This window comes from Sphingobacterium sp. UBA5789 (assembly GCF_002418355.1).
Taxonomy (GTDB): Bacteria; Bacteroidota; Bacteroidia; order Sphingobacteriales; family Sphingobacteriaceae; genus Sphingobacterium.
This window is the reverse complement of sequence record NZ_DIDX01000004.1, coordinates 891642-916967: the sequence shown is the minus strand read 5'-3', so window position 1 is coordinate 916967 and position 25326 is coordinate 891642. Positions and strand designations below refer to the sequence as shown.

The following is a 25326-nucleotide window of genomic DNA, read 5'->3' as shown; positions in this document are numbered from 1 at the left end:
GATTTTTTGATGCATGCGTTTTGAATTTATATCGTGTCAGAATTAGGAAATGTAAATTTTCATTTTAGTAACTTTCTTCCATATATCGTTTATAGGCTATGGCTTCCTTTTGTTTTTTAGTTAATCTGTAGTGATGTGTCCAATAGCTTGCTTTCATGGATAATATTCCTATGGCAGCACCAACAAGCACATCACTGATGTAATGCCTGTTATTGACCATACGGAATGTACCTACAGAAGCCGCTACACCATATGCAGCATAGGGCATCCAATGAAATCTGTCTTTGTATTCTTCACAAAGAAAAGTTGCTGCAGCGAATGCCTGAGCTGTATGTCCGGAAGGGAAGGATTCGTAGTTGGATCCGTCAGGACGTTGTTGATGGATAGATTTTTTCATAATGTAGGTAATACCGACCATAGCAGCTTCACCTTTGATTAGTATTGCTGTCCGGTTATAGAGATCCGTTTTTGAGGCGATTCCTAATCCATCCAGACTGTAAGCGGCAAGAATAGGGGAGAATTGTAAAAAATCGTCTATATGCGTACGAAATCTGGGGATATGCTCATTTCGCTCTTCTACGATTTCATTTTTAAATGATTCCGGGCCATTACTGTTCAGGGCTATACCGGATATAAGTAAAGCTCCCGGAATGTATAGTTGACGGAATTGGAAATGAGGTCTTGAGATAGCGGAATTATATAAGATTTGCGTACTATCGGGTTTTAAGGTACGTTGACTATATTGTGCCGAAACGCTGATACAGATCAGTTGAAGAATGCTGAGAAACCAGAATCGATTTACCATTGTTTGTTTTTATTACAATGATAAAAGCCAATTTTGAAGAAAATTTGAATTTTAGAAACCTACACGGAAACAATGAAGATTATTGTCAAACCGGTATGTAATATTCCATTTTTGTCTTTTGCATATTTCCTTGATAATCGGAAGTCCGAGTCCGCTTCCTGAGCTTTCGGATGTAGTGCCGGAAAAGCGGTTAAACAACAGATCCTGTCGTAGCGGACCATTGCCTGAGTTGCTGACCTCTAAAAACTGAGGGTTTAAAGCCAGTGTAATAGTTCCGCCTGGCCGGGTATGTCTTATTGCATTGATGATTATATTATTGACCAGAATTTCGATGAGTGTTCTGTTTCCGCTTTTTATAATCTGAGGACCTATCTTATCGGTGATTGTGAGTTCTTTCTGATCTGCATGTTCCTGCAAAATAAGCAGGGACTGACGGATCATCAGACTTATATCCAGATCTTCCCGATCGTCAAACTGCAAGTTTTCGATTTTTGCCAGTAAAAGTAAGTTTTTATTGATTCGTGTACTGCGGCTAAGGGCCTTATTAATATCTTCAATAATATGGTATTGTTCTTCTGTAAGTTGTTGTTGCTGGAGGAGAAGATCCAGTTTGTTTTTCATGATGGCCAGAGGCGTCTGCAGTTCATGAGAAGCATTTTCTGTAAATTCTTTCTGAGATTTGAATACCGTAATATTATGTTCCAGTAGCTTGGTCAGTGCTGCATTCAATTCTTCAAATTCCAGGGTGTCACTCTTATCAAATTCAATTGCTGTTTGTGTATTCAGGTTGAAAGTTTTGAGTTTGGATAATGTACTTCTAAAGGGGGTCCACAATTTAATGGAAAGTCTTTTGTTTAAGATCAGGAAACCTACAACAAGAATAATAAAGAAGAATAATGTAACTACTGCAATAGCAATCACGGTTTCTTCTGTCTCTTCCACATTAGTCTCTACTGTAAGCATATAAGGCTGACCGTTGACCCTGATTATTCTTTGTAACACTCTGAAACGGTCAATTTCTTCATGATCGGTGTATGGATTTGCTCTGCGGATTGTATATGTACTGTCTGCGGGAATCAGGTTGTCAGTGAACGGCCGAAGATTGGTTCCCGGCTGTATACTGTTCCAGAGTATAATACTCTCGGACAACTTTTGCGGATTCAGCTTAAGTTTATTGAGTTGATTTTCTGTACGATCGGCTACAATTTCGTTATGCTCATCCAGTTCACTTAACCAGATGCCATCTACCAGGAAATAATAGATCGGAATGCTGGAAAGCAATACTACTAATGAGTAGATAATAAATGGTTTTATGGATTTACTAAGTAATTTTTTCATCCTTCCCATTTGTATCCACTGCCGTAGATGGTTTTTAGATAAGATCCGCTGTGCGCTTCCTGTAATTTTTTCTTCAGATTTTTAATATGGGCATAAATAAAATCATGATTATCCAGCATGTCTGCTACATCTCCGGACAGATGTTCTGCGAGTGTACTTTTTGAAATGACTTTATTCTTATTTCCGATAAAGTAAAGCAGGAGATCAAGTTCTTTTTTTGTAAAGGGAACGACATGATCACCTACGGATACGGTTTTGGCTAACAGATCGATCTGAAGTTCATTTTGTACAATAATATTAGAATTTTGAAATTGCTTACGTCGTATGACAGCATAAATGCGCGCGACCAGTTCCGACAGATGAAAAGGTTTGGTCAGATAATCGTCTGCTCCGATCTGCAATCCTTTGATTTTGTCATCAAGGGCATCTTTGGCTGAGATAATAATGACGCCATCCTGTTTTTCCTGAGCTTTCAAAGTCTGCAATACATGCATCCCGTTGCCATCAGGAAGCATAATATCTAATAAAATACAGTCATAGTCAAATCCGGCTATTTTCTCCTGAGCCATCTGAAAAGTGGATGCAAATTCACACAGATAACCTTGCAGACTGAGGTAGTCACCAATGCTTTTTGCAAGCTCGTATTCATCTTCTATGATCAGGATTTTCATTTTTTGAACTGCCGGATTGTAAACTATTCCTTTAGTGCAAATTAAACATTCAATTTTGAATTATTTTTGAATTTGAATAATATGTTTCGAAAATATATAACAATAATCATATCATTTGCTTGCCAAATAATATATACAGCCGTGTAAGATTATATTTTAGTATCTGATATCTCCGGAATCATCACCATATAATGACCAGTGTGCCGGCAACGATGAGCAGGCCTCCAACTATTGTTTTAGCATCTGCCGGCTCTTTGAGGAGCCAGAAGGAGAGTCCTATGGCAATTGCTACGCTTAATTTATCAATAGGAGCTACTTTGGAAACATCTCCTGTTTGTAAGGCTTTAAAATAAAATAACCAGGATAAGCCTGTCGCAATACCGGAGAGCGTGAGAAATAACCAGTTTTCCTTATTCAGAGTTTTTACTTCTTTGATCTCTCCACTCAACAGCACAATGCCCCATGCAATGAAAAGCACAACCAATGTACGGATTGCTGTGGCCAGATTACTGTTGACACCTTTTACGCCGATCTTGGCCAGAATGGCTGTCAGTGCAGCAAAGAGGGCGGAGAGTAAAGCGTAGTATTTCCACATTGCGTTGGTGATTTTTTTAATATAATTTACCTGACTGATCCTGAAGCCGGACTTTGTTTTCTTTTCTGACGTATTTAAACTGGTTTCCCTTGTCATCCCTGAAATCAAAATCTTTGCCCTCCATCTTGCGGAATGAAGACGGATCAGGCACATTTACAATATTGGCTCCACTGTACACATGATCTTTGTCTTTTCCGATGGCAAGATAGAGATTCTGATACGTTGCTGCATCTGCTCCATTTATAATTTCTTCCTGATAATAAACTTTGTTTTTATCTTTTGCGACAAAGAAACTGGAGGAAATAAAGAGTATTTCAAATGATGATGCATCTGCTTCATTTGGATAAAATACATTTCCATCAACAACAACTTTACTATCTATACAAAGGACATTATTATGAAGCACGCGTATATCCTTGCTGTTTTGAATAGGTTGTTCGACCAGCTGAGTGACATAATAGAGTAAAGTGTTATGATTAAGCAGGATATAATGTTCTGTCAGTGAATCGATAACTGTCGGGACATACTTTGTCGCTTTTACAAACCTGTTTTCATTGATATAAAGCGCATTCTTATCTGCGGAGAACGATTTATTGATAATCCTGTAAGTCGCATAATCTACTTCCAATGGTTGGTAATTATAAAAATAACGGTTTTTATCTTTGGCCCATTGCTGGTTTGGAGCAGCCAGTTTTGTGAAAGTTTTCGGATCAGCAAGACGTACAATGCTCCATTGGTTTCTGTCTTCAGGACTACTTGGCCGGCCTGGTTCGAAGGAATAGTTTTTGGAATAGTACACATGGTCCTTATCTTTAAAGAGACCATCTTCCAGATAGAATGAAGAATAATCTACCTGTCTTTGTGCATATCCCTTGTAATATATATGTGCCTTATCTTTTGCAACATCGGCCGACAATACTTTAAATGTGCTTTTGTCAGCGCCTGTTTCTACGGAACCTCTTTCAAATGAGTTACCTCCCGGTATGTAATAAATCTTGCCGGATTTGAGATAGTAATTTTCAGATATGGAATCCAGCTGTTCAGCACAGGAAAAGAGCATTCCCAGCTGGGAACATGATATCAGGGTATATAAAATCTTTCTAAACATAGTGCATGCCTTTTAATAGATCTATACAGAAAGTTATCTGCTATGATTCATTATTCGGGGAAAACCGTTTCCGTACTACCGGATGCAGATTCCTGTTGATTGCGTTTTGAATTTCTTTCCATTGCAATTATCTCTAGTAGCTCGCTTTGCCCTTCGGTTTTCCTGATCATAAAAAATGACGTGCTTGTTTTTCTGTCATTCCATTGGTAATAGGATCGCTCCGAATCTACGACCCTATTTCCTTCCTGATCAATAAAGACAGATCCTGATTTACCCTCCTGATCCCTGTAAAACAAAGGGGATCCGTACTTTTCCTTGAAAACTTTGATCATTTCTTCGACCAGATCCTTTCCGGATATTCTTAATTCATACCTGAAGATAACTTTACTTTTTTTATCATAAAAAACGGAAATTTTCCTGAATTTATGGCTCAGGTCAATGCTGTATAACTCTGCAGGAACATCTTTTTTGAGGGTAAATTCTTCAAAATCAATTTTGGGACCGGAAGCTTTGTTATCATTATCTTTAAGGGACATTCCCCATATTTCCAGTGTCTTATCTATAGTCCTGCCAAAGCGTATATCTGAAAGTGTAGCCATCTGATTGGAATGGGCAGGATTTCTGCCCGGATTTTTATCCGGATATGTATTGCAGGATATTATTAACAATACAAATACCATGCTTACCCATAAATGTGACTTTATCTTCATATACGTTATAAAAAACCGTTTTTCGCTTAATTCTAATCAAAAATAAATTATTGTATCCGTATTTGTTCCGTTTTGTTAAACTCATTTTACTAAACCTGACTTTGATTTAATATACGTATGCATTTAATACATATCTGATAGCTTTTGATATGAAAGAAATTTGTATAAGTTTGCAAATATGATTTTTAAAGTTGCAGAAGAGGCTGATATTGAGGGAATACAGCAGCTGATACACTTAGTTAAAGAAACGGTCTTCTTACACACAAATCTGGGATCAGATGAAGAAGTGGCCTCGCTGATTTGTGAAAAAGGAAGAGGCTGGATTTGTCTGGTGAGGGGACAATTAGCCGGATTTGCCCTTTTGGATTTAAATAAAAAGTGTATTTGTGCACTATTTATTCATCCTGAATATGCAAAAAATGAAATGGAGATAAAGCTTTATCGTTTAATGGTCAGCTGGTATTTTGAAAAAACAAAAGACAAGCTGACGCTGCATATAAGTCCAAATTCAATCACAGAAAAATTTTATGAGCTGCAGGGCTGGACTTATGCGGAAAACTGCAATGCTGGTGAAATCAGCATGGAATTAAATTATAATGACTGGCAGCAAAGAACATTCTTTAATAGACCTAAATATTCTTTTTCTGACAAGATATCTTAAACGCAATACGTATTCCTGCTTCCAGAATCAGCTGCTTGATAAGGCTTTGATTTGGACTATCTGTTTTTAACAAAACTGTACCAGTCGGATTCTCCTCATTAACCCTATTTTTGTATACAAATTGATATTACATACTCTAAACTATCTCTGATAAATGAATATATATGACCTTCTCATAAATGATAAAGAACAGGTTTCCCTGGCAGATATCTTTCTGGAAGATAGCAGCAGACAATCATTTGTTCAACTCATAAAGGAACATACTTATATAGATGAATTACATAAATATGGTCTGCCAGTAAATAATAAGATACTACTTCATGGCAGTTCGGGTTGTGGAAAGACAATGACGGCAAAAGCCATTGCTAAAGAGCTGGACAAGAATATCCTGATCCTGAATCTCAGTAATATTGTATGTTCAAGAATAGGGGAGACTTCACAAAATATCAAACAGGTATTTGATAAAGCCGGCAGAGAAAAAGCTGTCTTGTTTTTGGACGAATTTGATCAGATAGGAAAGGCGAGAGGAAATGATGACAAAGATGTCGGCGAAATGCGAAGACTGGTCAATACGTTGATTCAGCTGATAGACTATTATCCTGAAAATGCGTTGTTGCTATGTGCTACGAATCATGCGGAGATAATTGATAGCGCATTATTAAGACGTTTTCAATTGCGGGTAAACTTTGAAATGCCTTCCAGAGACGTTTTGGATACCTATTACGATAAATTATTATCTGCTTTTCCGGAGGATCTGCAATATATTGATCGTAAGTATAATATTTCATTTGCGGAAGCTAAAGATCACACTTTTACCCTTGTAAAAGCAAAACTGATCAATGCATTGGAGGAGAAGAGAAAAAATGTACCGGTATGAATCAGGAAATAATCGATAACATCGCTGCTATACATGACCGCATAACCCGGGCATGTGCTCAGACTGGTCGTGACCGCAGTGAAGTCAAACTCTTACTGGCGACCAAAACGGTGTCTTCTGACCGTATAAGAACGGCACTGCAAGCTGGTCATACCCTGATCGCAGAAAATAAAGTTCAGGAGATCAAAGAAAAGTACGATGCTTTAAAAGATATTCCGCATGTCAATCATTTTATCGGACATCTGCAGACCAATAAGGTCAAAGATCTGCTGAAATATGATATCACCTGTATTCAGTCGCTTGATCGCATAGAGCTTGCCCAAAAATTACATCAGCGGTTAAAAGCTGAAAACAGGACTATAGAGGTCTTCATACAAGTGAATACATCCTTTGAAGAAAGCAAATTTGGCGTGAGTCCTGATCAAGTACTGGATCTGGTCAAAGAAGTTGCCTTGTTGGATACACTAAAAATAAAGGGGCTGATGACGATAGGGCTGCTGAGTACAGAATCCGAAAAGGTCGTTCTATGTTTTCACCTGTTAAGAGATATACAGCAGCAGATCATAGCTTTGAACATCCCCAATGTAGAAATGAGCGAACTGTCGATGGGTATGAGCGGAGATCTGGAAGCGGCTATTGCAGAAGGTGCAACTATAGTACGTGTAGGAACAGCTATTTTCGGACAGCGACCTACGTCAGATAGTTATTACTGGAACGAAAACGGCAATTAAAATAATTCCTTATATGCATATTCATTTTGTACAGCATGAACTCTTCGAAGCACCGGGAGCTTACCTGCTATGGGCTATCGAACGTCAGTATACAGTTAGTTTTTCAAAGCTGTATGATGGAGACATTTTGCCTGATAAAGTAGATCATATAGATCTGTTGATTGTTATGGGAGGACCTCAAAGCCCGGATACTTCTATTGAAGAATGTTCGTATTTTGATGCAAAGGCTGAGATCCTTTTGATACAAAAATGTGCAGCACTTGGGAAGGCCGTAGTTGGAGTATGTCTGGGAGCCCAACTTCTTGGAGAGGCAATGGGCGGGGAATATTCACATAGCCCGGAAAAGGAAATCGGAGTTTTTTCGATAAGTCTTACTCCTCATGGTCTGCAGGATGAAAAGGTCGCTCATTTTGGTCCAGCATTGGCTGTAGGTCACTGGCATAATGATATGCCAGGACTGACAGCCGAAAGCAAGATACTGGCCAGCAGTGAGGGGTGTCCAAGACAGATAATAGCTTATACAGATCTGATGTATGGATTTCAATGTCATATGGAACTTACAGCTGAAGTAGTAGAGCTACTGATTACAGCTGATCAGGAATTTCTAACCAGTAACCATACATACCCGTTTGTACAGAAACCAGAGGACATAAGAAGTTATGATTTTATGGAAATGAATCTCAAATTGTATGGTTTTTTGGATAAGCTGATGATGAAATATGCAAACAAAGTATAGTCTCATCATTAATTTTTTCAGTATTTCTAATTACACTCTGAGTTGAAGCGAAATTTTATATATTTAATTTTTATTTAAAAAACAGCTTGTTTATATATGTTTCGAAAGATTTTATTTATTCTTTTTTGTGTGCTTGCTTTGGTCATAGGACTGTATCCTCTTATGTATGCATTTGTAGAACCCAAGTATACTTTTCTGGGAACCAAAACTCCGGAAATACTTCATAATATAATATGGAAGGCTGCTTTTAGTACACATATTCTTTTTGGCGGGATAGCTCTGTTTATCGGATGGAGACAATTCGGTGCCAAATTCCGTAATAATCATATGCGTCTGCATAAAAACATAGGAAAGATATATGTTGGTTGCGTTGTGCTCAGTTCTGTATCCGGAATATATATGGGGTTTTATGCCAACGGAGGTTTGATTTCGTCTACAGGATTTATCAGTTTAGGGATAATCTGGCTGCTTACGACATGTTTTGCGCTCTATCAAATCAGGAAAGGTAATATTACTAAACATCAGCAATTGATGACGTACAGTTATGCCTGTACCTTTGCTGCGGTAACACTCAGACTATGGTTTCCTTCTCTTATTGCCCTGACTGGAGACCCTGTTAATTCTTATCTCGCTGTAGCCTGGTTATGCTGGGTACCAAATGTTATAGCTGCCTTTTTTATAAATAAACTAAATACCAAAAATAATATTCCTGCAATTGTAGGTTGAAAAAAGTTGTCCTCAACTTATATAGGGATTATTGGGGATATAGACTAAACGATAGCCTTCCTGCTTCAGATTACCGATGGTTACCTCATCCGGTACTGTTTTAAAGATAACTGATACTAATGTCTGAGCTGGTATAATTCTTAATCTGACCAGAAAATCGCGAAATGCTTTTTTACATTTTGTAAGCTTAAATAGCTTAGCATTGTTTTTCTGAGAGATATACTCTGCTCCTTTGAACCAAAAGTTAGGGTTGATTTTCTTAAAGGCGACTAAGCGCAACCCAAGGCCTGCTGCAATTTTTTCAAATTCCCGCTCAGAGACTTTGTACACAAAATTTCCAACTGGTTCATACGAAAATCGGTTTTTCCATATTTTACTCATTATCCTTTTGTTGCTGGCAAACAGATTATGCAGAAATTGAAGGAGTGGCATTTTCGAAACAGGATCCTGAGGTTCCATAATTATTATTCCGGATCGGGCTACCCTTAACATTTCATACACAGCCATATAAGGTCGCGGGAAATGATGATAGGATTCTTTACACAGGACATAATCAAAGCTTTCATCCGCAAATGTTATCTTTTCAGCATTCTGCGCTGAGCAGGAAGAGATAATACCTTCTTTCTCCGCTATAGTTAGAAAATCAGTATTCAGATCTGTCGCCAATGCTTCATTTCCGGATTTTAAGATATATTGCGCATCAAAACCGTATGCATCACCGACAGTAAGCCATGTATTGCTTTTATTTTTTAATAATGGGTTCAGACACGAAAAGAAAATATCCTGTAACCATACAGAAAGATTGTTTTTATCTGCTTCCCGGTTTCTTTTGTACAGATTTGTTTTCGATTCTGCTGAGGGAAAATGATTATTGTACCATTCGTTGTGTCTTTCATAACTGCTTTTATAAAACATGGCATAGGGCTTTATTATAATTACGGTACTGATTGGCTAAACGTTGGCGAAAAATGCATGAATTGAAAAAAATAAAAATTTTTAAATTTACCCAACGTTCTGCATCTCCCTTACGTAATACTAATATTAATGCAAAGAAAAACTGGCCGCTATATCAATTGAATGAATCTTTTTTTTAGTAAGGATAACAAATTAGTGAAAGGCTGTAAAGCCAATAAACGTCAGGCTCAGGAAGTTTTATACAAGCTTTATTATGAAGATATGCTGCGATTGTGCTTTCGTTACCTGAGATCCGATGACTTAGCTCTGGAAGCTCTGAATAGTGGTTTTCTGAAAATATTTCAGAATATCAATACATTCGATCCTCAAAAGGGGGATTTAGGGGCCTGGATCCGTACAATTATGGTCAGATCCTGTATTGATCTGAGCAGAAAAGAAGCACGGTTTAATCATTCGGCTATTCAGGACGTAGCAGAGGAAGTGTATATAGAACCTGCAGTTTTAGATAAATTATTTGCTGAAGATCTTCTGAAGCTGATAAGGCTGTTGCCAGTCGCTACACAGATTGTGTTCAATCTCTCTGTCATAGACGGATATTCTCATCAGGAGATTGCTGAACAGCTCGGGATTAGTGACGGTACTTCCCGCTGGCATCTCTCAGAAGCAAAAAAACAATTGCGGAACATGTTAAAAAACGCAACAATTGATAACCCTCTGAAAACACCAAGATCATGAAGAATTCAGTATGGTATCATAAACTTTGGCGTGAAAAGTTGAACAAAACAGAGATCAAGGAATCTCCTGATGCCGCATGGGAGGGAATGAAAAATACACTGGATCAATACCTACCTCTTGATGTTCCGGTCGCAGCAACCTCAGCTGTGTCTGTTGGCGCAAAAATATGGAAATTAATAGGTTACATCTTGCCGGCTGTAGCCGTAGTTTCTACAGTTGCATACATATATCTCCCTGATAAAAAAGAAGATAAATCTCGGGCGGTAAAGACAAAGGAGATGTATGCGGATTCTCTTGTAAGCAGTGTTCAGTCAGAAGATGAAAGGGCTAATACAGAGACAGATAGTAGCACGAATGCAGATCTGTCTCGGATTCCAGACTATCGTATTTCACATGATGATTTAGGATCAAAGCTTTCTACACCTGCTCCTCTGAAAAGAAGTTTTAAGGAGAGGCATAGCAATGTTCCTGAGGAATATAATAATTCAGAATATGTTACTACTCCGTTTTCTCCAGGAGATCGCATTGTGCATACGGATAATAATATGCTGTTTAACTATCCGCAAGCCAGAGTGCTGTATAACAGTAAAATAGAGGGAGCTTCAGTCAAATCTTTATCAGATATCAAGCCAGGTTTAGGATTTAATAGGCAAAAGAGGCCCCAATCCGCTCTTGTCGCTGAGTATTCTTATACGGATAAGGAAAGAAAGAGGAGGGGAGCAGAAAAAAACAGGAAGAATAATATCTACTACAAATCTTCAGGAAGGAATAAACAAGTAAAATTTACAACTCCCGGATCAGTATGGAATCCCTCCTATAACTTCGGATTGGAGACAGGGGCGAATATCGGAACACAAGGTACCAACTTATATGCCGGTGTTTTTGGACAGATAGCCTTCAATCATAAATGGGCTGTAAGTCTGGGGCTGAATGCGAATAGTAACCGAAAAGTATCAGGAGAATTTTCTCATCCCAGTTATTTCAGGCCGGACTCTTTAGGCTACTCATTTATGATAAGAGACAGCAGAAAGCTTGCGGCTATAGATATTCCGTTGAAGGTCGAGTACAGGCTTTCAAATCATATTTCGCTAAATACCGGTGTTATTATTGATCTACCCGTCAAACAATCTTCTAAAATGACCGGATTAGGACCTGTATACGATGTGCGCGATACACTACGACACAGTCAGGAAATAAATTCAGCTTTGACAAACATTAATGCAAATAAAGTAAATATCGGACTGTCAGGAGGAATTACGGTGCACCTCCAAAGATTTGATCTTAAGGGAAATTATCAGGTTCTCAATCCTTATCGTGTCAGTAATGCATTAGGATCTTATAAACCAAATAATGGTTTTTATAGAGTGGGGATAGGCTACAGATTCAAATAAGGAGATATACTTCATCGAAGACTTTTTTACAGCTCATTATTGGCGAAGGTTTCGCCAATAATGAGCTGTGTGTTACTCTGGGAAATGGCACCAGGGTCGAGGTTTAATGTTTGTAGTAACTTTTTTATAAAATTTTAATATTTTGGTTAATATATTGAATATAAAGATAGGGTCTTCTTGATTAAATGTGTTTATTCTGTATATTCGTGACCAATTTTAAATAAAACATAAAAAACAAAACATGCGCAAAATTTCCTTAATCCTTTTTTTATTCCTTTTTCAACTTTCATTTGTATTAGCTCAGGAAAAAGTAAAAGTCATTTTATTAGGAACTTACCATTTCAATAATCCTGGTAGTGACATGATAAAGCATAAAGAGCGAAGTATCTTATCTGAAGAAAGCCAAAAGGATTTAGACAACCTGGTTGACAAAATCAGTGCATCTGTTTATAAACCTGATCAAATATTTGTAGAGAGCTATTTCAGCGCAAAGAAAGAACTGAATACGAATTACCAATCTTACCTGAAAAATCAGTACCATAAGTTCACTGATACGATAAAACGGGAGCGGACGAAAAGGTATTACACTGAAGGTGAAACTTTCCAATTGGGATATCGGTTAGCGAAAAAGTTGAAACATGAGGAATTGTATCCTATTGATAGTTTAATTGAAATGAGGTTTGACATCTTGTTAAAAGAGGTGAATTCAAATCCTGAATTGAAAAAAGAGTTTGATGCGATAAAAACTTCGTTATCTGATAACTGTTTAGAAAAAAGTAATTTGAGTGAGATTTTTTTATGTCTGAATGAAAAATCAAAATTGGATAATAATCTTGGTTTTTATATTTCATTTGCTAATAAAGTAATGATCAATAACGATTATTTTGGTTCAAATCTGGTTACGGACTGGTATAAAAGAAATTTAATAATGTATTCTAATATTCAAAGCCAGTTAAAGCCTGATACAAAAAGTATTTTTGTTCTTGTGGGTTCGGGACACGCAGCTATATTTAGACAATTTTTTGAGGTTGATAAAAACTTTGAACTTGTTGACTTAACAAAAGTCCTGAATTAAAAAGAGTAAAAGTCTTCTTCAATGAAATTAGGAAGCCCGCTTTAAGAGTGGGCTTTTCTTTTTAATTCAGATGAGACATAGCTATCTCACTTATGTACATATTTAGATAGCTTATTTAATGTATCGACCATATGGGGATGCAAATTCGTTTATGGCTGTTATATTTGCAGCATATTCTGACGAATATAACAGTCAGAATTTATGTATGCATTTATCTATGGAACATCCTACAGCCGAAAAAATTAAAGAAATATTTGATCCTTTTTACAAAGCAGATATTCATATCTGGACAGAATTTGCAAAATGTGTACAGCTCCGTACATTCGAAAAGAATGAAATAATAAAAGATTACCATAAAACGGAAAGGTACATTAATATTCTTGTTACCGGTTCTGCCGCTCACTTTGTCCTGTCTGAGGAAAAAGAGGTGTGTATCAATCTTTATTATGAGAAGCAAATTTTTAGTGATTATCTGTCATTTCTGACACAGTCATCAACTGTTATCAAGACGCTGGCTCTGGAAGCGTCTGTAATCTGGTCCATAAGCTTTACGGATTTACATGCGCTGTATCTAAGGTCTTCGACAGGTATTTTTATTGGTAAGGCCATTTCAGATTCCATGTTTATCCGTAAACAATCCGAACAAATAAATTTGCTGACACTTTCTCCAACAGAAAGATACCTGAAACTGGTAAGAGAGCGTCCCGAAGTCTTTCAAAGAACATCATTGAAGATCATTTGCTCTTATCTGGGAATTACTGCTGAAAGTCTGAGCCGAATCAGAAAAAAAACTTCCTGAATACTTCATTTCTTATCTATCGTCAATTTTTTAGCGGAATCATATCTCTACTTTTGAAACCGTATTCAAACCGATAAAAAATGAAAAATAAAGTCAATTATTTAGCTGTATTAACTTTTTATATTGTAGCTGTTGCTCTTCGTTATCTGACCAATAAAACGGATTTATTAGAGAGCGTATCCAGTAGTTTTATAAAAGTATTGCTACAGGGGGCAGGGCCTGCCATTGGAGCTCTGGTTGTATTTTATGCCTTTAAGATTAAACCTGTACTGACACTCAAAGGAAACTATAAAAACACAATCCTTCCTTTCTTATTATACTGGGGGCTTCCTGTTGTTTTGATTTTAGGTTTTGAATATTTTTTGAAAGGTACATTTTCCTTTATGGCTATTTCCGCCATTTTAATATACGGACTCTTGGAAGAGATAGGCTGGCGCGGATTTTTACAACGCGAACTAAAACCCTTACCTGAATTTTTGAATATTCTCCTTGTTGCAACATTATGGTTTATATGGCATCTGAATTTTGATATGACATCTTCAAATTTGTTGTTTTTTGGAATTTTGGTGTTGGGATCCTGGGGTATAGGAAAAGTTGCGGATAATACATTCTCTTTACTGGCTGTATCGGCTATTCATTCGCTTAATAACTTTTTCCCTGAAATGAATACCACTAAAATATGTATTCTGCTGATTTTGTTATCTGTATGGGTCACTGCCCTTGTAATTCGGAAAAGAAACTTAAAGAATAGGGATAGCAAAGAGATTATTGCAGCCTAAGCGCTTAATTTTATAGAATTTTAGATACTTCGTTCTCTGGAAAGTTTTGATGGAAATTGCTACATTTACCTATAATCAATATTAAACAGCCTCCATGAAAAAAAATAGTATCTTGACGATTTTAATAGCATTCTTTGCCACTCCATCATTTGCACAGGAGAAACCTGTAAGCGACACATTGATGCTTGCCATTAATGAGCAAAACACCATTTCGGTGAAAGGAATATTTAATGAAAAAGATACACTTAACCTCAATTTTGATACGGGCACTACTGAGCTTGTTTTAACGAACAATACGATAGCCACAAAACTTAAGTCAAAAATTAACCTTTACAATACTGCTTATCCATTACTATTGGGTCAGAATTTGTATCGCACCAAAGTTTATGATGCGCAATTGAGTGGTCACGGAACTGACGGGCGTTTTGGCTGGGATTTGTTTAAAGGCAAAGCGGTTGAACTAAATTATGACAAAGGCCTAATGGTCGTACACAATCAATTGCCATTAAATGTAGGTAAAGATAAATCCTATTCAAAGCATACTATTGTTTTTTATAAGGAGTTGTTTTTTATGGAAACACAAATCAGGCAAAGCGGTGTAACCGTAACTGATACTATATTATTTGATACCGGATATCAACGAACGCTGATGCTGAACAGTGATCTGTTGACTGCCCAAAAATTTCCTTACAAAAAAATGAAAGAAATAAAACGTGTGCTGATGAAAGGTGCACAGGGCAACGAAATTCCGGTAGTAACCGCTAATCTGAGTACTTTGAAAATCGGACGCCACTCCTTAAAAAATATCCCCGCACAAATAGCTAATGCCAATAAACCCTTTAAGGAAAAGGATATTCATGTCTTAGGTAACGAGGTTTTAAAGCGGTTTAATGTTTTTTTAGACTTTCAGGATAACAACATTTACCTCCAGCCAAATAAGTACTACAATCTGGCTTATATCGAAGCGAAGTAATCCATGTTAAGTTTTTATCCGCGATTATAAATTGTTTGTTTTATTCCTTCATTTACTTCGTTACATTCGTAAAGACATTAGTTATTTTTATGGAGACACAAACGTTTCGTATTTAAAATCAGGAAAAAATGAAAACAGATAAATTGTTTGATGTCATTATTATCGGAGGAAGCTATGCCGGATTATCATCTGCTATGAGCCTGGGACGTTCCTTACGAAATGTATTAATAATAGATAGCGGGAAGCCCTGTAACCGTCAGACTCCACATTCGCAGAACTTCCTGACTCAGGATGGAAAAACACCTCAGGAGATATCCCGGATAGCCAGAGAACAGGTGGAGCAATATCCAACTGTAGCATTTTATCAGGGCGAAGCTGTCAATGGAGAGAAAACAGATGCCGGATTTATAATAACAACAAGTACAGGAGAGAAATTCAGTAGCCGAAGACTTATTTTGGCCGCCGGAATAAAGGATATAATGCCCGATATAAATGGTTTTTCAGAATCATGGGGTATTTCTGTAATCCATTGTCCTTATTGTCATGGATACGAATATCGTAATGAAAAAACTGGAATTTTAGCCAATGGAGACAGAGCTTTTCATATGGCTTCTTTGATAAATAATCTCACTAAAAATCTTACAATCTTAACATCTGGTCCGGCTGAGTTCGAAACCGAACAAAAAGCAAAACTAGAGAAGCATAATATCCCTGTTATAGAAAAAAAGGTTATCGAAGTCGAACATTTAAACGGACAGATTAGGAATATTCTTTTTGAAGATGGAACGAGAATGGACTTCAAAGCTGTATATGCTGCTCTTCCGTTTGTACAGAATTGTGCTATTGCAGAGCAGCTGGGATGTGTACTAACCGAACAGGGTTATATAGAGGTTGATAATCTGCAAAAAACAAATATTGAAGGTGTATTTGCCTGCGGTGATAGTACTTCTATGATGCGTTCCGTAGCCCTTGCCGTTAGTTCAGGAAATTTGACCGGAGCAATGGTGAATATGGAGCTGGTTAACGAAACATTTGTTTAATCTGCCGAAAAAAGCCTTACAGGATAGGATAGTTTTGAAGCAGGAGGATTGAGCGCTTTCGATTGAATGCTAACATGTGGTCTGTTACAAGTACAGAAAGGTTGAGTTTACTTTACCATAGGAATTACAATTACCAGATACATAAAAATGGAAATAGTAAAAATACCAAAAAAATTAAGGAATATTTTTGACACATTACGAAGTGGACAAATTGAAACGGGTTTAGAACAGTTAGATAAAATTAAAGGTTATGAACCTCAAAAGGCCATAGTTAAAGCAGAAATTAGCTATTTCAGCAACGACTATGAAACTGCTATGACAAACGATGAGAATGGTTTACCGTTCAATGAACAATGGTATGCCGGAAATGTGTTAGTTGAACACTTTTTTGCATATTCAAATTCTGCGATAATAAGTAATAATGTTTTAAGAGCTGAGTTTTTTTACAAAAATTTTCTTTCCAAGAAGGAAAATTTAAACCTTCCAAATCATATTATTAATTCTTACAGACACCAGATTAAAAATCATTTGGCAAAACTTAGCGGAGAAAAAAAACTGGAAATAGATGAAGAGCAAGTTCAAATAGTTAAAAATGGAAAATCAATTGATGAGTTTATAATACAATTAAAAAAGTATCGCCCAAAATTGATATTTGATAGTGCTGAAGGAGCGGAATATTTGCTGTATTTTATGTTTGAAAAAGGAGACACGGATGAGAGTTTGAGTTATTATGAAAAATTTGCTAACAAAATATTCAACAGTAACATCCACATAAGCGCTTCACGTCTTTTTCTTTTGACAGGACAAATAAACAAAGCACAAACATCATTAATCAATTTTGTAAATAATTGGTATCCTGTAGAACATATTCAAATAACACCAATGATACTTTTTAGTTATGAAGACTTATATCCTATTTTGACTAAAGATTTTAAGGAGGAAATTTTAAATACTCCGAAAGCAAAACAATAAACGCTATATACCTAAGCCTTCCTGAATCGAAGCCTGCGGATTCTTATTCTTTGATTACTGCAATCCAGATAATAATTCTGTAAGACAAAAGGATTAAGTTTACAAAAAAAAAGAGTCCAATTTGCATTGGACTCTTTTTAATATGTGGGTTGAAAAGGATGACAGTCGAACACTTGATAGCGCTTTTGACGTTTTTTATAGCCCTGAATAGTTGAAAATTTATTCAGAAAAGTATCAGCATTATTCTAATGCATTTCCTTTAACTTCCTAAAAATACCGGATGCAGCTTTCAGGTCGATAGCTTCCATATCCATTAGCTTCAACGACTTGACCATGTGCAGCGTTGTTGTCTTGTACTTCTGGAAATGTTCAGTCTTCAAATGCGACTGATAGGCTTTTTGGTCTTCGTACATTTCCAATATCCGCACCTGGGTCGGATTATCCTTTTGGTACATCGGAAATATAGCAACAACGCCCGTCTCCAGCCTTACGGATGCTTCTGCTTCGTATTTAAGGATAGCCTTGTATTCTTCCAAATGTTCCGGATGTATCTCGATTTCTGAAATGCGGATAATCATATCCTTTTGTTGGGCAAAGGTTGCGCTACCCATCCAGAGAAAGGCTACTGCTGTGAGGGCAACCTGTAAATACCGCTGAAAACTAATGCTGTATTGAAAACTATATTTGTCCATATCATCTGTTTTATTTGCTCATTTTTGAAAGTAAGGCTCTTGATATATCTGCCTGTTCTTTTTTTTATCACCTTTTCGATGATATAAAATGCTGTTTTCACGTCGGCGGATTCTTATTCCTCGATTGCTGCAATCCAGATAATAATTCTACAAGATAAAAAAAGATTGAGTATACAAAAAAAGAGTCCAATTTGCATTGGACTCTTTTTAATGTTGTGCGGAGAGGGCGGGATTCGAACCCGCGGTACCGTTTCCAGTACGACAGTTTAGCAAACTGTTCCTTTCGGCCACTCAGGCACCTCTCCGTGTTTCAACGATGCAAACATAACGCTAATATTTCATTCTGCAAAGCCTCTAAACGCTTTTTTTGAAAAAAAATAAAGAGCTTTTAAATAAACTTCTGAGGTTCAATTTGTTTCTGAAATATAATTAATCAGATTTTTTTTTGCTCAGATCGTAATCGATGCGCACATGGTAAATACTCTTCAACATGGACTTAAATATGCGGGCAGCTTCTGTAATATCTTTCATCGTAATATTACTGTCGATAAACTGGCGTTGGGCTACTTTATGATCGATAATTTTATCGACAAGATCATTAATAGATTGTTCGGTATGTTCCTTCATACTGCGTGAGGCAGCTTCTACCGAATCGGCCATCATCAATACTGCTGTCTCTTTTGAGAAAGGAATAGGACCCGGATAACGGAACAGGGATTCATCTACCAGCTTGTCCGGATTGTTCTTGAGAAACATGTTATAAAAATAATCCACACGCGTTGTCCCGTGATGTGTTTTGATAAAGTCTACCACTACTTCAGGAAGCAGATTTTTGCGTGCTATTTCGATTCCTTTGAGAACATGTGATATAATGACCTGAGCACTCTGCTCAGGAGTCAGTTCGTCATGCGGATTGTGACCTGAAATCTGGTTTTCGATAAAGTACTGTGGATTGATCATCTTGCCTACATCATGGTACAAGGCACCTGCTCTCACCATAAGCGGATTTCCGCCAATCTTATAGATTGCGGCTTCAGCCAGGTTGGCGACCTGTAAGGAATGCTGGAAAGTGCCCGGTGCTTTCAGCGATAATTCCCGTAATAACTTCGAATTACTGTTGGTCAGTTCCATAAGGGTAAGGTCAGAGACAATACCAAACAGACGTTCAAAAGCGTATATCAGCGGATAAGCGAGCAGGGTAAGACCCACACTCACAATAAAAGGCGCAATTTCGCTCCAGTATATATTACTGAATGATCCGTTACGCGTCAGTCCGAGACCAATATAAGCAACCAGATAAGTTGCTAATATAATAAGACTTGAAATCAGAAACTGTTCCCGTTTGACCAGGGTTTTTATGCTGTAAATCGATACCATTCCGGTCACAAACTGAAGAAACACAAATTCGTAACTGTTAGGGACAAACAAGGCTGCAATAAGGACCATCAGCAGATGTATATTCAGGGCGACACGGGTGTCAAACAAGATCCGGATTATGATAGGTACACCACAGTAAGGGATATAATATAAACTTGGAATTTTAAGGTTGACACACCAGGACAGTACGCCTAGCATAGAAATGATAACAATAAATATAATGGTCAGAAGCCTGTTATTATAGTATATGTCTTTGCGGAAGAAATAAAGAAATACCATCAGCAAAGTTATACAGAGGGAAATAATCATAAACTGGCCAAGTACTACGTAGTTCTGATTGCCGCTGATTTTGGCTTCATCTTCATAAACTTTACGCAGGGACTCCAGACGCTGATACGTTTCGTTATTGATGATTTTATCTTTTTCTGCTATCAATTCTCCTTTTTGTACGACACCTCTTGTTGTTGAGATATTTGCGAGAGCTGTCTGTTCCATTTTATTGGTCAGATTCTCATTAAAGATATAATTGATCGTAATGTAATTTTTTAGGAGTTCCAGCAACCACTTTTTGTGTGTGATTTTGCCCATTCGGGAAAGAGACAATTCAATATAATTATAAGCGGTCTCGATGGTGTAACTGTCAATTGTATTTTTCTGTTGCGCAATATTGTCACTGACGAGTGTAAAGTTATACTGTTTGGAAGCGTCCGAAGTATTTCCGCTGTCACCATCTCTGTTTTGATAGCGGTTATTAAGGGATATGACTCCTTTGGAATATATACGGGAAAGAAGATCCGAACCTACAGCTCTGTAATCGGCCATGTTATCTTTGAGTGAGTCCATCTGACTGGTTTGCCATTTTTCAGCCAGGTCCGTATTGAACTGATCGATTTGCTCCTTGGCCGTACTTGTATTCAGGTTGTAAATCGGCTGTATGGTGTGAAGGATGTTTTTGCGGTCGAGATTAAGTTCTTCCTGTGTCTTTAAGACTGCAAAATTATAAGGAGAAATCAGATTGTCGTGATTCCATACTTTACCTTTTTCAAATTCGTAACGGAATCGGGGCTGCTTAGGTAAGAATATGCAGATCAGTACAATAGTCAGTAAGACCATTCCATACTTGATCAGTATTGCATTTTTTTCGGATTGTTCTCGTTGATATTTAATTTTTAATCTCGCCACAGGATGTCAATTTGCTTTATTTAGAAACAAATGTAATTAATATTTGAGTCTTTCGGAGATTCCGGTTTGGGTTTGTCTGCTAATATTCAGTTTTTTGATTAAAGATTCGGATATCCTGCAGACTTCCGTATCTTTGCAGGATATAATAAAATTATAGAATTAATGTCTCTTCAAAAACACCTTATTGCACCTTCGGTGCTTGCAGCAGATTTCGCCAAACTGTATGATGATATTCAAATGGTAAACAACAGTGAAGCAGATTGGTTTCACATTGATATCATGGATGGTGTATTCGTTCCTAATATTTCATTCGGATTTCCGGTAATGCAGGCTATTGCAAAACACGCAACAAAACCACTGGATGTACACTTGATGATAGTAGATCCTGACCGTTACCTCAAAGTATGTAAGGATTCAGGTGCAGCTGTCATTACGGTTCATTATGAGGCATGTACGCATCTGCACAGAACGCTTGCTGCCATTAAGGAGCTGGGATGTAAGGCAGGGGTAGCGTTGAATCCCCATACTCCTGTTTCTTTATTGAAAGACGTTATTCACGATATTGATCTGGTATGTCTGATGTCTGTCAATCCGGGATTCGGCGGACAGAAATTTATCGAACAGACCTATAATAAAATAAAAGAACTGCGTATGCTGGCAGCCGGAGTCAATGACAGCCTGCTGATTGAGATAGACGGGGGAGTAGGGCATCAGAATATCGGAGCTTTACTTCGTGCAGGAGCGGACGTGTTGGTAGCCGGAAATTCTGTATTTGCTGCTGAGAATCCTACGCAAACCATTGCTGATCTTAAAGCTGTTGATCCGCAATTGCAACAGATATAAGTCTGCAACAGAAAAGATTAATTAAAGAGCCTTTCCGAAGAAAGGCTCTTTTTTTATGAGTTGTTTTATATAGTTAATGATTAATTACTTTGAGGTGATAAAATTGATTTCGAAATCATTAAATATGCATTTGTTTTAATTCATTGATAATGAGTGTTTTAAATTTTCAAGTCTTTTGCTTTATAATTTGTTTAGAATTTTTCCAAATTAAGCTGACGGGGCTTAAAAGTCATATTTGGCTATGAATTTTTGTACTTTTGTACAAATTTTAAATAAAGCTTATTTCGGTAAGCATTTCTGTTGAAGTAAATTAAAATAATAAACAAATGGCTTTTGATATAGAAATGATTAAAAAGGTGTACAGCCAATATGACGAGCGTATTACTGCAGCTCGCAAAGTGGTGAATAAACCTTTGACGTTATCTGAGAAAATTTTGTATGCTCACTTATGGGATGGTAATGCTTCTCAGGCATATGAACGCGGAACTTCTTACGTTGATTTTGCTCCGGATCGTGTTGCGATGCAGGATGCAACAGCTCAAATGGCCTTGTTGCAGTTTATGCAGGCGGGACGTCCTAAAGTAGCAGTTCCTTCTACAGTACACTGTGATCACCTGATCCAGGCTAAAGAAGGTGCAGAAAAGGATTTGACTCGTGCAAAACAGGAAAGTTCGGAAGTTTTCAATTTCTTAAGTTCTGTATCAAACAAATATGGTATTGGTTTCTGGAAACCAGGTGCAGGTATCATTCACCAGGTAGTACTGGAAAACTATGCTTTTCCGGGTGGTATGATGATCGGCACGGATTCGCATACGGTAAATGCCGGAGGTCTTGGTATGATCGCTATCGGTGTTGGTGGTGCGGATGCATGTGATGTAATGGCGGGATTACCATGGGAGCTTAAATTCCCGAAACTTATCGGTGTAAAATTAACAGGTAAACTAAGCGGATGGACATCTCCAAAAGATGTTATCCTGAAAGTAGCAGGTATCCTGACTGTAAAAGGTGGTACTGGTGCTATCGTTGAATACTTTGGTGAAGGTGCTACTTCTATGTCTTGTACCGGTAAAGGTACAATCTGTAATATGGGTGCTGAGATCGGTGCTACTACTTCTACTTTCGGTTATGATGAATCTATGGAGCGTTATTTACGTGCCACTGACCGTGCTGAGGTAGCTGATGCAGCGAATACAATTAAAGAACATCTTACAGCTGATGCTGAAGTATATGCAGATCCTGAAACCTATTTTGATCAGGTAATCGAAATCAATCTTTCTGAACTGGAGCCAAGTCTTAACGGTCCGTTCACTCCGGATTTGTATACACCGATTTCACGTATGCGTGAAGAGGCTCAGAAAAACGGATGGCCTTTGAAAGTAGAGTGGGGACTGATCGGATCATGTACAAACTCTTCTTACGAAGATCTATCAAGAGCTGCTTCTATTGCTAAACAAGCCGTAGATAAAGGTTTGGTCACTAAAGCTGAGTTCGGAATTAACCCGGGATCAGAGCAGGTGCGCTTTACAGCAGACCGTGATGGGTTGTTGCAGACGTTTGAAGAATTAAATGCGACCATATTTACCAATGCCTGCGGTCCTTGTATCGGTATGTGGGACCGTGTAGGTGCGGATAAGCAAGAGAAAAATACAATTGTACACTCTTTCAACCGTAACTTTGCTAAACGTGCTGATGGTAACCCGAATACGTTTGCATTTGTAACTTCTCCTGAAATGGTTGCTGCTATCGCAATTTCCGGTGATCTGGGCTTCAATCCGCTGACAGATACGCTGACTAACAGTAAAGGGGAGCAGGTAAAACTGGATCCTCCTGTAGGTGACGAGTTGCCAACTAAAGGATTTGCTGTAGATGATCCGGGATATCAGGCTCCGGCTGCTGATGGTTCGGCAGTAGTAGTAGCTGTAAGTCCGGAATCTGACCGTCTTCAGTTATTGGAACCATTTGCTGCCTGGGAAGGTACAGACCTTAAAGGATTGAAACTATTGATCAAAGCTAAAGGTAAATGTACTACTGACCATATTTCTATGGCTGGTCCATGGTTGAAATACCGCGGTCACCTGGACAATATTTCTAATAATATGCTGATCGGAGCTGTAAACTTCTTTAACGAAAAAACAGACTCCGTTAAAAACCAACTGACAGGTGCATATGGTCCGGTCCCGGCGACTCAACGTGATTACAAAGCTGCAGGTATCGGTTCTATCGTTGTAGGTGATGAAAACTACGGTGAAGGTTCATCACGTGAGCATGCTGCAATGGAACCTCGTCATCTGGGTGTACGTGCAGTACTGGTAAAATCTTTTGCCCGTATTCATGAGACTAACCTGAAAAAACAAGGTATGTTGGGACTGACTTTTGCAAATAAAGAAGATTACGATAAAATCCGTGAAAACGATACTATCGATATCATTGGTCTGACTACATTCGCTCCAAATACTCCTTTGACTCTGGTGCTTCACCATGAGGATGGTACGCAGGAAGAGATTCTGGCAAACCATACTTACAATGAACAGCAGATCGGTTGGTTCAAAGCAGGTGGTGCATTGAACATCATTCGTCAAAATCAAGCAAGATAAATTAGTTTATTTGCTTATAATCTTACAGCCTGGTACTTTTGTGCCAGGTTTTTTATTATATCAATGAGAAAAATATTATTGTCATTAACTGCCGCTGTATTATGCTTGTCAACGGTATCTGCCCAGGAAATGGCAGATAGAAATTCAGAAATAGGAAAAAGTATTTTTAAAACAAAATATTCAAGAACAGAAAGTAATAAAGGAAAGATATTCTTCCACTGGGGGTATAATTTTTCTTCCTATGCCAAATCTGATATTACGTTTAAAGGACCCGGATATAACTTTACACTACACGATGTCAAGGCCGGAGACCGGCCGACGAAACTGTCAATGACTTATCTGGATCCGGGACGCCTGACTATTCCTCAGTTTAATTTTCATTTTGGTTATTTTATTAAGGATAACTATTCTCTTTCTCTCGGATGGGATCACATGAAGTATGTGGTAGATATTCCGCAAAGAGTTAAAATTTCAGGTTTCATTAATCCGGAAATTTCTACACCGGGTATCCCGACAGGGGACAAAGCCGGTAGTTACAATGGGGAGATGATCACTGTAGACTCCAGTATGCTGACCTTTGAGCATACCGATGGTTATAACTTTGCTGCTTTGGGATTGGAACGATATGACGATATAATCGTCAACAGACAAGGAAAACAGGTGCTAACAATGGAATCAGGGGTAGAAGCTGGTTTGCTTATTCCGCGTTCAGATGTGCATCTTTTTGGTGAAGGTGCTAATCATTTCTGGAATATTGCCGGATACGGTGGAGCTGCAAAAGTTGGATTGCAGTACCGTTTCTACAAAGGGCTGTATCTGCAGGGTAGTTTTAAGACAGGATATACAGAATTGACAAATATCCGTACTACAGGTAGGAGAGGAGTCGATAAGGCACAACAGGGAATCTGGTTCTTTGAAAATTACTGGGTGCTAGGATTCCGGTTCTAAGCATAATCCTTAACATTCTAATGCAGTGCATGTTTTTTTAAAGCATGCGCTGC

The 25326-nt window shown here is 37.8% G+C and carries 25 protein-coding genes and 1 tRNA gene; 16 read left to right on the top strand and 10 right to left on the bottom strand.

Annotated elements, in window-relative coordinates:
• Positions 1-64: 64 nt before the first annotated feature.
• The 6 genes from B4B65_RS13275 to B4B65_RS13250 form a co-directional block, all read right to left on the bottom strand.
• Positions 65-805 carry a phosphatase PAP2 family protein gene (locus tag B4B65_RS13275; protein ID WP_293916068.1) on the bottom strand — a complete coding sequence of 247 codons (741 nt, stop codon included), beginning with the start codon at positions 803-805 and terminating at the stop codon, positions 65-67.
• A 51-nt stretch (positions 806-856) separates the two neighbouring features.
• A complete protein-coding gene (locus B4B65_RS13270) occupies positions 857-2143 on the bottom strand; it encodes a sensor histidine kinase (protein ID WP_293916067.1) in 1287 nt (428 codons plus the stop codon).
• Positions 2140-2814, bottom strand: coding sequence for a response regulator transcription factor (locus B4B65_RS13265; RefSeq protein ID WP_293916066.1), 675 nt, complete (start codon positions 2812-2814; stop codon positions 2140-2142). The genes B4B65_RS13270 and B4B65_RS13265 overlap by 4 nt, the downstream gene beginning before the upstream one ends.
• Before the next feature lie 181 nt (positions 2815-2995).
• Positions 2996-3409, bottom strand: a complete 414-nt coding sequence (locus tag B4B65_RS13260; RefSeq protein WP_201679482.1) for an EamA family transporter — start codon at positions 3407-3409, stop codon at positions 2996-2998.
• 16 nt (positions 3410-3425) lie between these two features.
• Entirely contained in the window at positions 3426-4517 is a 1092-nt protein-coding gene (locus B4B65_RS13255) for a DKNYY domain-containing protein (protein WP_293916065.1), read from the bottom strand.
• 50 nt (positions 4518-4567) lie between these two features.
• Positions 4568-5227, bottom strand: a complete 660-nt coding sequence (locus B4B65_RS13250; protein WP_293916064.1) for a hypothetical protein — start codon at positions 5225-5227, stop codon at positions 4568-4570.
• Between the two features lie 178 nt (positions 5228-5405).
• Between B4B65_RS13250 and B4B65_RS13245 the strand changes: the two genes are divergently transcribed.
• The 5 genes from B4B65_RS13245 to B4B65_RS13225 all read left to right on the top strand — a co-directional run bounded on the left by B4B65_RS13245 (position 5406) and on the right by B4B65_RS13225 (position 8958).
• Positions 5406-5888 carry a GNAT family N-acetyltransferase gene (locus B4B65_RS13245; RefSeq protein WP_293916063.1) on the top strand — a complete coding sequence of 161 codons (483 nt, stop codon included), beginning with the start codon at positions 5406-5408 and terminating at the stop codon, positions 5886-5888.
• A gap of 154 nt (positions 5889-6042) precedes the next feature.
• Positions 6043-6765, top strand: a complete 723-nt coding sequence (locus tag B4B65_RS13240) for an AAA family ATPase (RefSeq protein ID WP_293916062.1) — start codon at positions 6043-6045, stop codon at positions 6763-6765.
• Entirely contained in the window at positions 6762-7496 is a 735-nt protein-coding gene (locus tag B4B65_RS13235; protein ID WP_293916061.1) for a YggS family pyridoxal phosphate-dependent enzyme, read from the top strand. Before B4B65_RS13240 ends, B4B65_RS13235 begins: the two co-directional genes overlap by 4 nt.
• Before the next feature lie 13 nt (positions 7497-7509).
• Complete coding sequence (locus B4B65_RS13230; protein ID WP_293916060.1) at positions 7510-8232, top strand: glutamine amidotransferase-related protein; 723 nt, start codon at positions 7510-7512, stop codon at positions 8230-8232.
• Between the two features lie 96 nt (positions 8233-8328).
• Positions 8329-8958, top strand: a complete 630-nt coding sequence (locus tag B4B65_RS13225; protein ID WP_293916059.1) for a DUF2306 domain-containing protein — start codon at positions 8329-8331, stop codon at positions 8956-8958.
• Positions 8959-8970: 12 nt separating this feature from the next.
• Here the strand turns inward: B4B65_RS13225 and B4B65_RS13220 are convergent, their stop codons facing one another.
• On the bottom strand, positions 8971-9873 hold the full coding sequence (locus B4B65_RS13220; protein WP_293916058.1) for a class I SAM-dependent methyltransferase: 903 nt from the start codon (positions 9871-9873) through the stop codon (positions 8971-8973).
• A gap of 162 nt (positions 9874-10035) precedes the next feature.
• Here B4B65_RS13220 and B4B65_RS13215 point away from each other — a divergent pair, with 162 nt between their 5' ends.
• From B4B65_RS13215 to B4B65_RS13180, 8 genes are all read left to right on the top strand, one after another.
• Positions 10036-10608, top strand: coding sequence for an RNA polymerase sigma factor (locus tag B4B65_RS13215; RefSeq protein ID WP_293916057.1), 573 nt, complete (start codon positions 10036-10038; stop codon positions 10606-10608).
• Positions 10605-11999 carry a hypothetical protein gene (locus tag B4B65_RS13210; protein ID WP_293916056.1) on the top strand — a complete coding sequence of 465 codons (1395 nt, stop codon included), beginning with the start codon at positions 10605-10607 and terminating at the stop codon, positions 11997-11999. The genes B4B65_RS13215 and B4B65_RS13210 overlap by 4 nt, the downstream gene beginning before the upstream one ends.
• A 241-nt stretch (positions 12000-12240) precedes the next feature.
• Entirely contained in the window at positions 12241-13074 is an 834-nt protein-coding gene (locus B4B65_RS13205; RefSeq protein ID WP_293916055.1) for a DUF5694 domain-containing protein, read from the top strand.
• A 151-nt stretch (positions 13075-13225) separates the two neighbouring features.
• Positions 13226-13873 (top strand): Crp/Fnr family transcriptional regulator, encoded by a 648-nt coding sequence (locus B4B65_RS13200; protein WP_293916054.1) that lies wholly within the window; start codon positions 13226-13228, stop codon positions 13871-13873.
• Between the two features lie 80 nt (positions 13874-13953).
• On the top strand, positions 13954-14652 hold the full coding sequence (locus B4B65_RS13195) for a CPBP family intramembrane glutamic endopeptidase (protein WP_293916053.1): 699 nt from the start codon (positions 13954-13956) through the stop codon (positions 14650-14652).
• 94 nt (positions 14653-14746) lie between these two features.
• Positions 14747-15625 carry an aspartyl protease family protein gene (locus tag B4B65_RS13190; RefSeq protein ID WP_293916052.1) on the top strand — a complete coding sequence of 293 codons (879 nt, stop codon included), beginning with the start codon at positions 14747-14749 and terminating at the stop codon, positions 15623-15625.
• A gap of 128 nt (positions 15626-15753) precedes the next feature.
• Complete coding sequence (locus B4B65_RS13185) at positions 15754-16665, top strand: NAD(P)/FAD-dependent oxidoreductase (protein ID WP_293916051.1); 912 nt, start codon at positions 15754-15756, stop codon at positions 16663-16665.
• 147 nt (positions 16666-16812) lie between these two features.
• Positions 16813-17637, top strand: coding sequence for a hypothetical protein (locus tag B4B65_RS13180; RefSeq protein ID WP_293916050.1), 825 nt, complete (start codon positions 16813-16815; stop codon positions 17635-17637).
• Positions 17638-17882: 245 nt separating this feature from the next.
• Here B4B65_RS13180 and B4B65_RS13175 read toward each other — a convergent pair whose 3' ends face one another.
• The 3 genes from B4B65_RS13175 to B4B65_RS13165 form a co-directional block, all read right to left on the bottom strand.
• On the bottom strand, positions 17883-18329 hold the full coding sequence (locus tag B4B65_RS13175; RefSeq protein WP_293916049.1) for a putative quinol monooxygenase: 447 nt from the start codon (positions 18327-18329) through the stop codon (positions 17883-17885).
• A gap of 218 nt (positions 18330-18547) precedes the next feature.
• Positions 18548-18634: transfer RNA gene (locus B4B65_RS13170), tRNA-Ser, on the bottom strand.
• A gap of 124 nt (positions 18635-18758) precedes the next feature.
• Positions 18759-20888 (bottom strand): HD family phosphohydrolase, encoded by a 2130-nt coding sequence (locus B4B65_RS13165; protein WP_293916048.1) that lies wholly within the window; start codon positions 20886-20888, stop codon positions 18759-18761.
• Between the two features lie 162 nt (positions 20889-21050).
• On the opposite strand from B4B65_RS13165, the gene rpe reads away from it, so the two are divergent.
• From rpe to B4B65_RS13150, 3 genes are all read left to right on the top strand, one after another.
• On the top strand, positions 21051-21731 hold the full coding sequence (gene rpe, locus B4B65_RS13160; protein WP_293916047.1) for a ribulose-phosphate 3-epimerase: 681 nt from the start codon (positions 21051-21053) through the stop codon (positions 21729-21731).
• Between the two features lie 326 nt (positions 21732-22057).
• Positions 22058-24325: an aconitate hydratase gene (locus B4B65_RS13155; RefSeq protein WP_201679466.1), complete on the top strand. Its 2268-nt coding sequence runs from the start codon at positions 22058-22060 to the stop codon at positions 24323-24325.
• Between the two features lie 63 nt (positions 24326-24388).
• Positions 24389-25273, top strand: coding sequence for a hypothetical protein (locus B4B65_RS13150; protein ID WP_201679465.1), 885 nt, complete (start codon positions 24389-24391; stop codon positions 25271-25273).
• Positions 25274-25326: the final 53 nt, after the last annotated feature.

Bases quoted from the DNA above. Each gene is read 5' to 3' on its own strand.
- B4B65_RS13185 (WP_293916051.1), top strand. From the start codon at position 15,754: ATGAAAACAGATAAATTGTTTGATGTCATTATTATCGGAGGAAGCTAT.
- B4B65_RS13250 (WP_293916064.1), bottom strand. From the start codon at position 5,227: ATGAAGATAAAGTCACATTTATGGGTAAGCATGGTATTTGTATTGTTA.
- B4B65_RS13150 (WP_201679465.1), top strand. From the start codon at position 24,389: ATGAGAAAAATATTATTGTCATTAACTGCCGCTGTATTATGCTTGTCA.
- B4B65_RS13155 (WP_201679466.1), top strand. From the start codon at position 22,058: ATGGCTTTTGATATAGAAATGATTAAAAAGGTGTACAGCCAATATGAC.
- B4B65_RS13200 (WP_293916054.1), top strand. From the start codon at position 13,226: ATGGCTGTTATATTTGCAGCATATTCTGACGAATATAACAGTCAGAAT.
- B4B65_RS13190 (WP_293916052.1), top strand. From the start codon at position 14,747: ATGAAAAAAAATAGTATCTTGACGATTTTAATAGCATTCTTTGCCACT.
- rpe (WP_293916047.1), top strand. From the start codon at position 21,051: ATGTCTCTTCAAAAACACCTTATTGCACCTTCGGTGCTTGCAGCAGAT.
- B4B65_RS13245 (WP_293916063.1), top strand. From the start codon at position 5,406: ATGATTTTTAAAGTTGCAGAAGAGGCTGATATTGAGGGAATACAGCAG.
- B4B65_RS13180 (WP_293916050.1), top strand. From the start codon at position 16,813: ATGGAAATAGTAAAAATACCAAAAAAATTAAGGAATATTTTTGACACA.
- B4B65_RS13175 (WP_293916049.1), bottom strand. From the start codon at position 18,329: ATGGACAAATATAGTTTTCAATACAGCATTAGTTTTCAGCGGTATTTA.
- B4B65_RS13220 (WP_293916058.1), bottom strand. From the start codon at position 9,873: ATGTTTTATAAAAGCAGTTATGAAAGACACAACGAATGGTACAATAAT.
- B4B65_RS13230 (WP_293916060.1), top strand. From the start codon at position 7,510: ATGCATATTCATTTTGTACAGCATGAACTCTTCGAAGCACCGGGAGCT.
- B4B65_RS13275 (WP_293916068.1), bottom strand. From the start codon at position 805: ATGGTAAATCGATTCTGGTTTCTCAGCATTCTTCAACTGATCTGTATC.
- B4B65_RS13225 (WP_293916059.1), top strand. From the start codon at position 8,329: ATGTTTCGAAAGATTTTATTTATTCTTTTTTGTGTGCTTGCTTTGGTC.
- B4B65_RS13195 (WP_293916053.1), top strand. From the start codon at position 13,954: ATGAAAAATAAAGTCAATTATTTAGCTGTATTAACTTTTTATATTGTA.
- B4B65_RS13205 (WP_293916055.1), top strand. From the start codon at position 12,241: ATGCGCAAAATTTCCTTAATCCTTTTTTTATTCCTTTTTCAACTTTCA.
- B4B65_RS13270 (WP_293916067.1), bottom strand. From the start codon at position 2,143: ATGAAAAAATTACTTAGTAAATCCATAAAACCATTTATTATCTACTCA.
- B4B65_RS13210 (WP_293916056.1), top strand. From the start codon at position 10,605: ATGAAGAATTCAGTATGGTATCATAAACTTTGGCGTGAAAAGTTGAAC.
- B4B65_RS13260 (WP_201679482.1), bottom strand. From the start codon at position 3,409: ATGTGGAAATACTACGCTTTACTCTCCGCCCTCTTTGCTGCACTGACA.
- B4B65_RS13215 (WP_293916057.1), top strand. From the start codon at position 10,036: ATGAATCTTTTTTTTAGTAAGGATAACAAATTAGTGAAAGGCTGTAAA.
- B4B65_RS13235 (WP_293916061.1), top strand. From the start codon at position 6,762: ATGAATCAGGAAATAATCGATAACATCGCTGCTATACATGACCGCATA.
- B4B65_RS13255 (WP_293916065.1), bottom strand. From the start codon at position 4,517: ATGTTTAGAAAGATTTTATATACCCTGATATCATGTTCCCAGCTGGGA.
- B4B65_RS13240 (WP_293916062.1), top strand. From the start codon at position 6,043: ATGAATATATATGACCTTCTCATAAATGATAAAGAACAGGTTTCCCTG.
- B4B65_RS13265 (WP_293916066.1), bottom strand. From the start codon at position 2,814: ATGAAAATCCTGATCATAGAAGATGAATACGAGCTTGCAAAAAGCATT.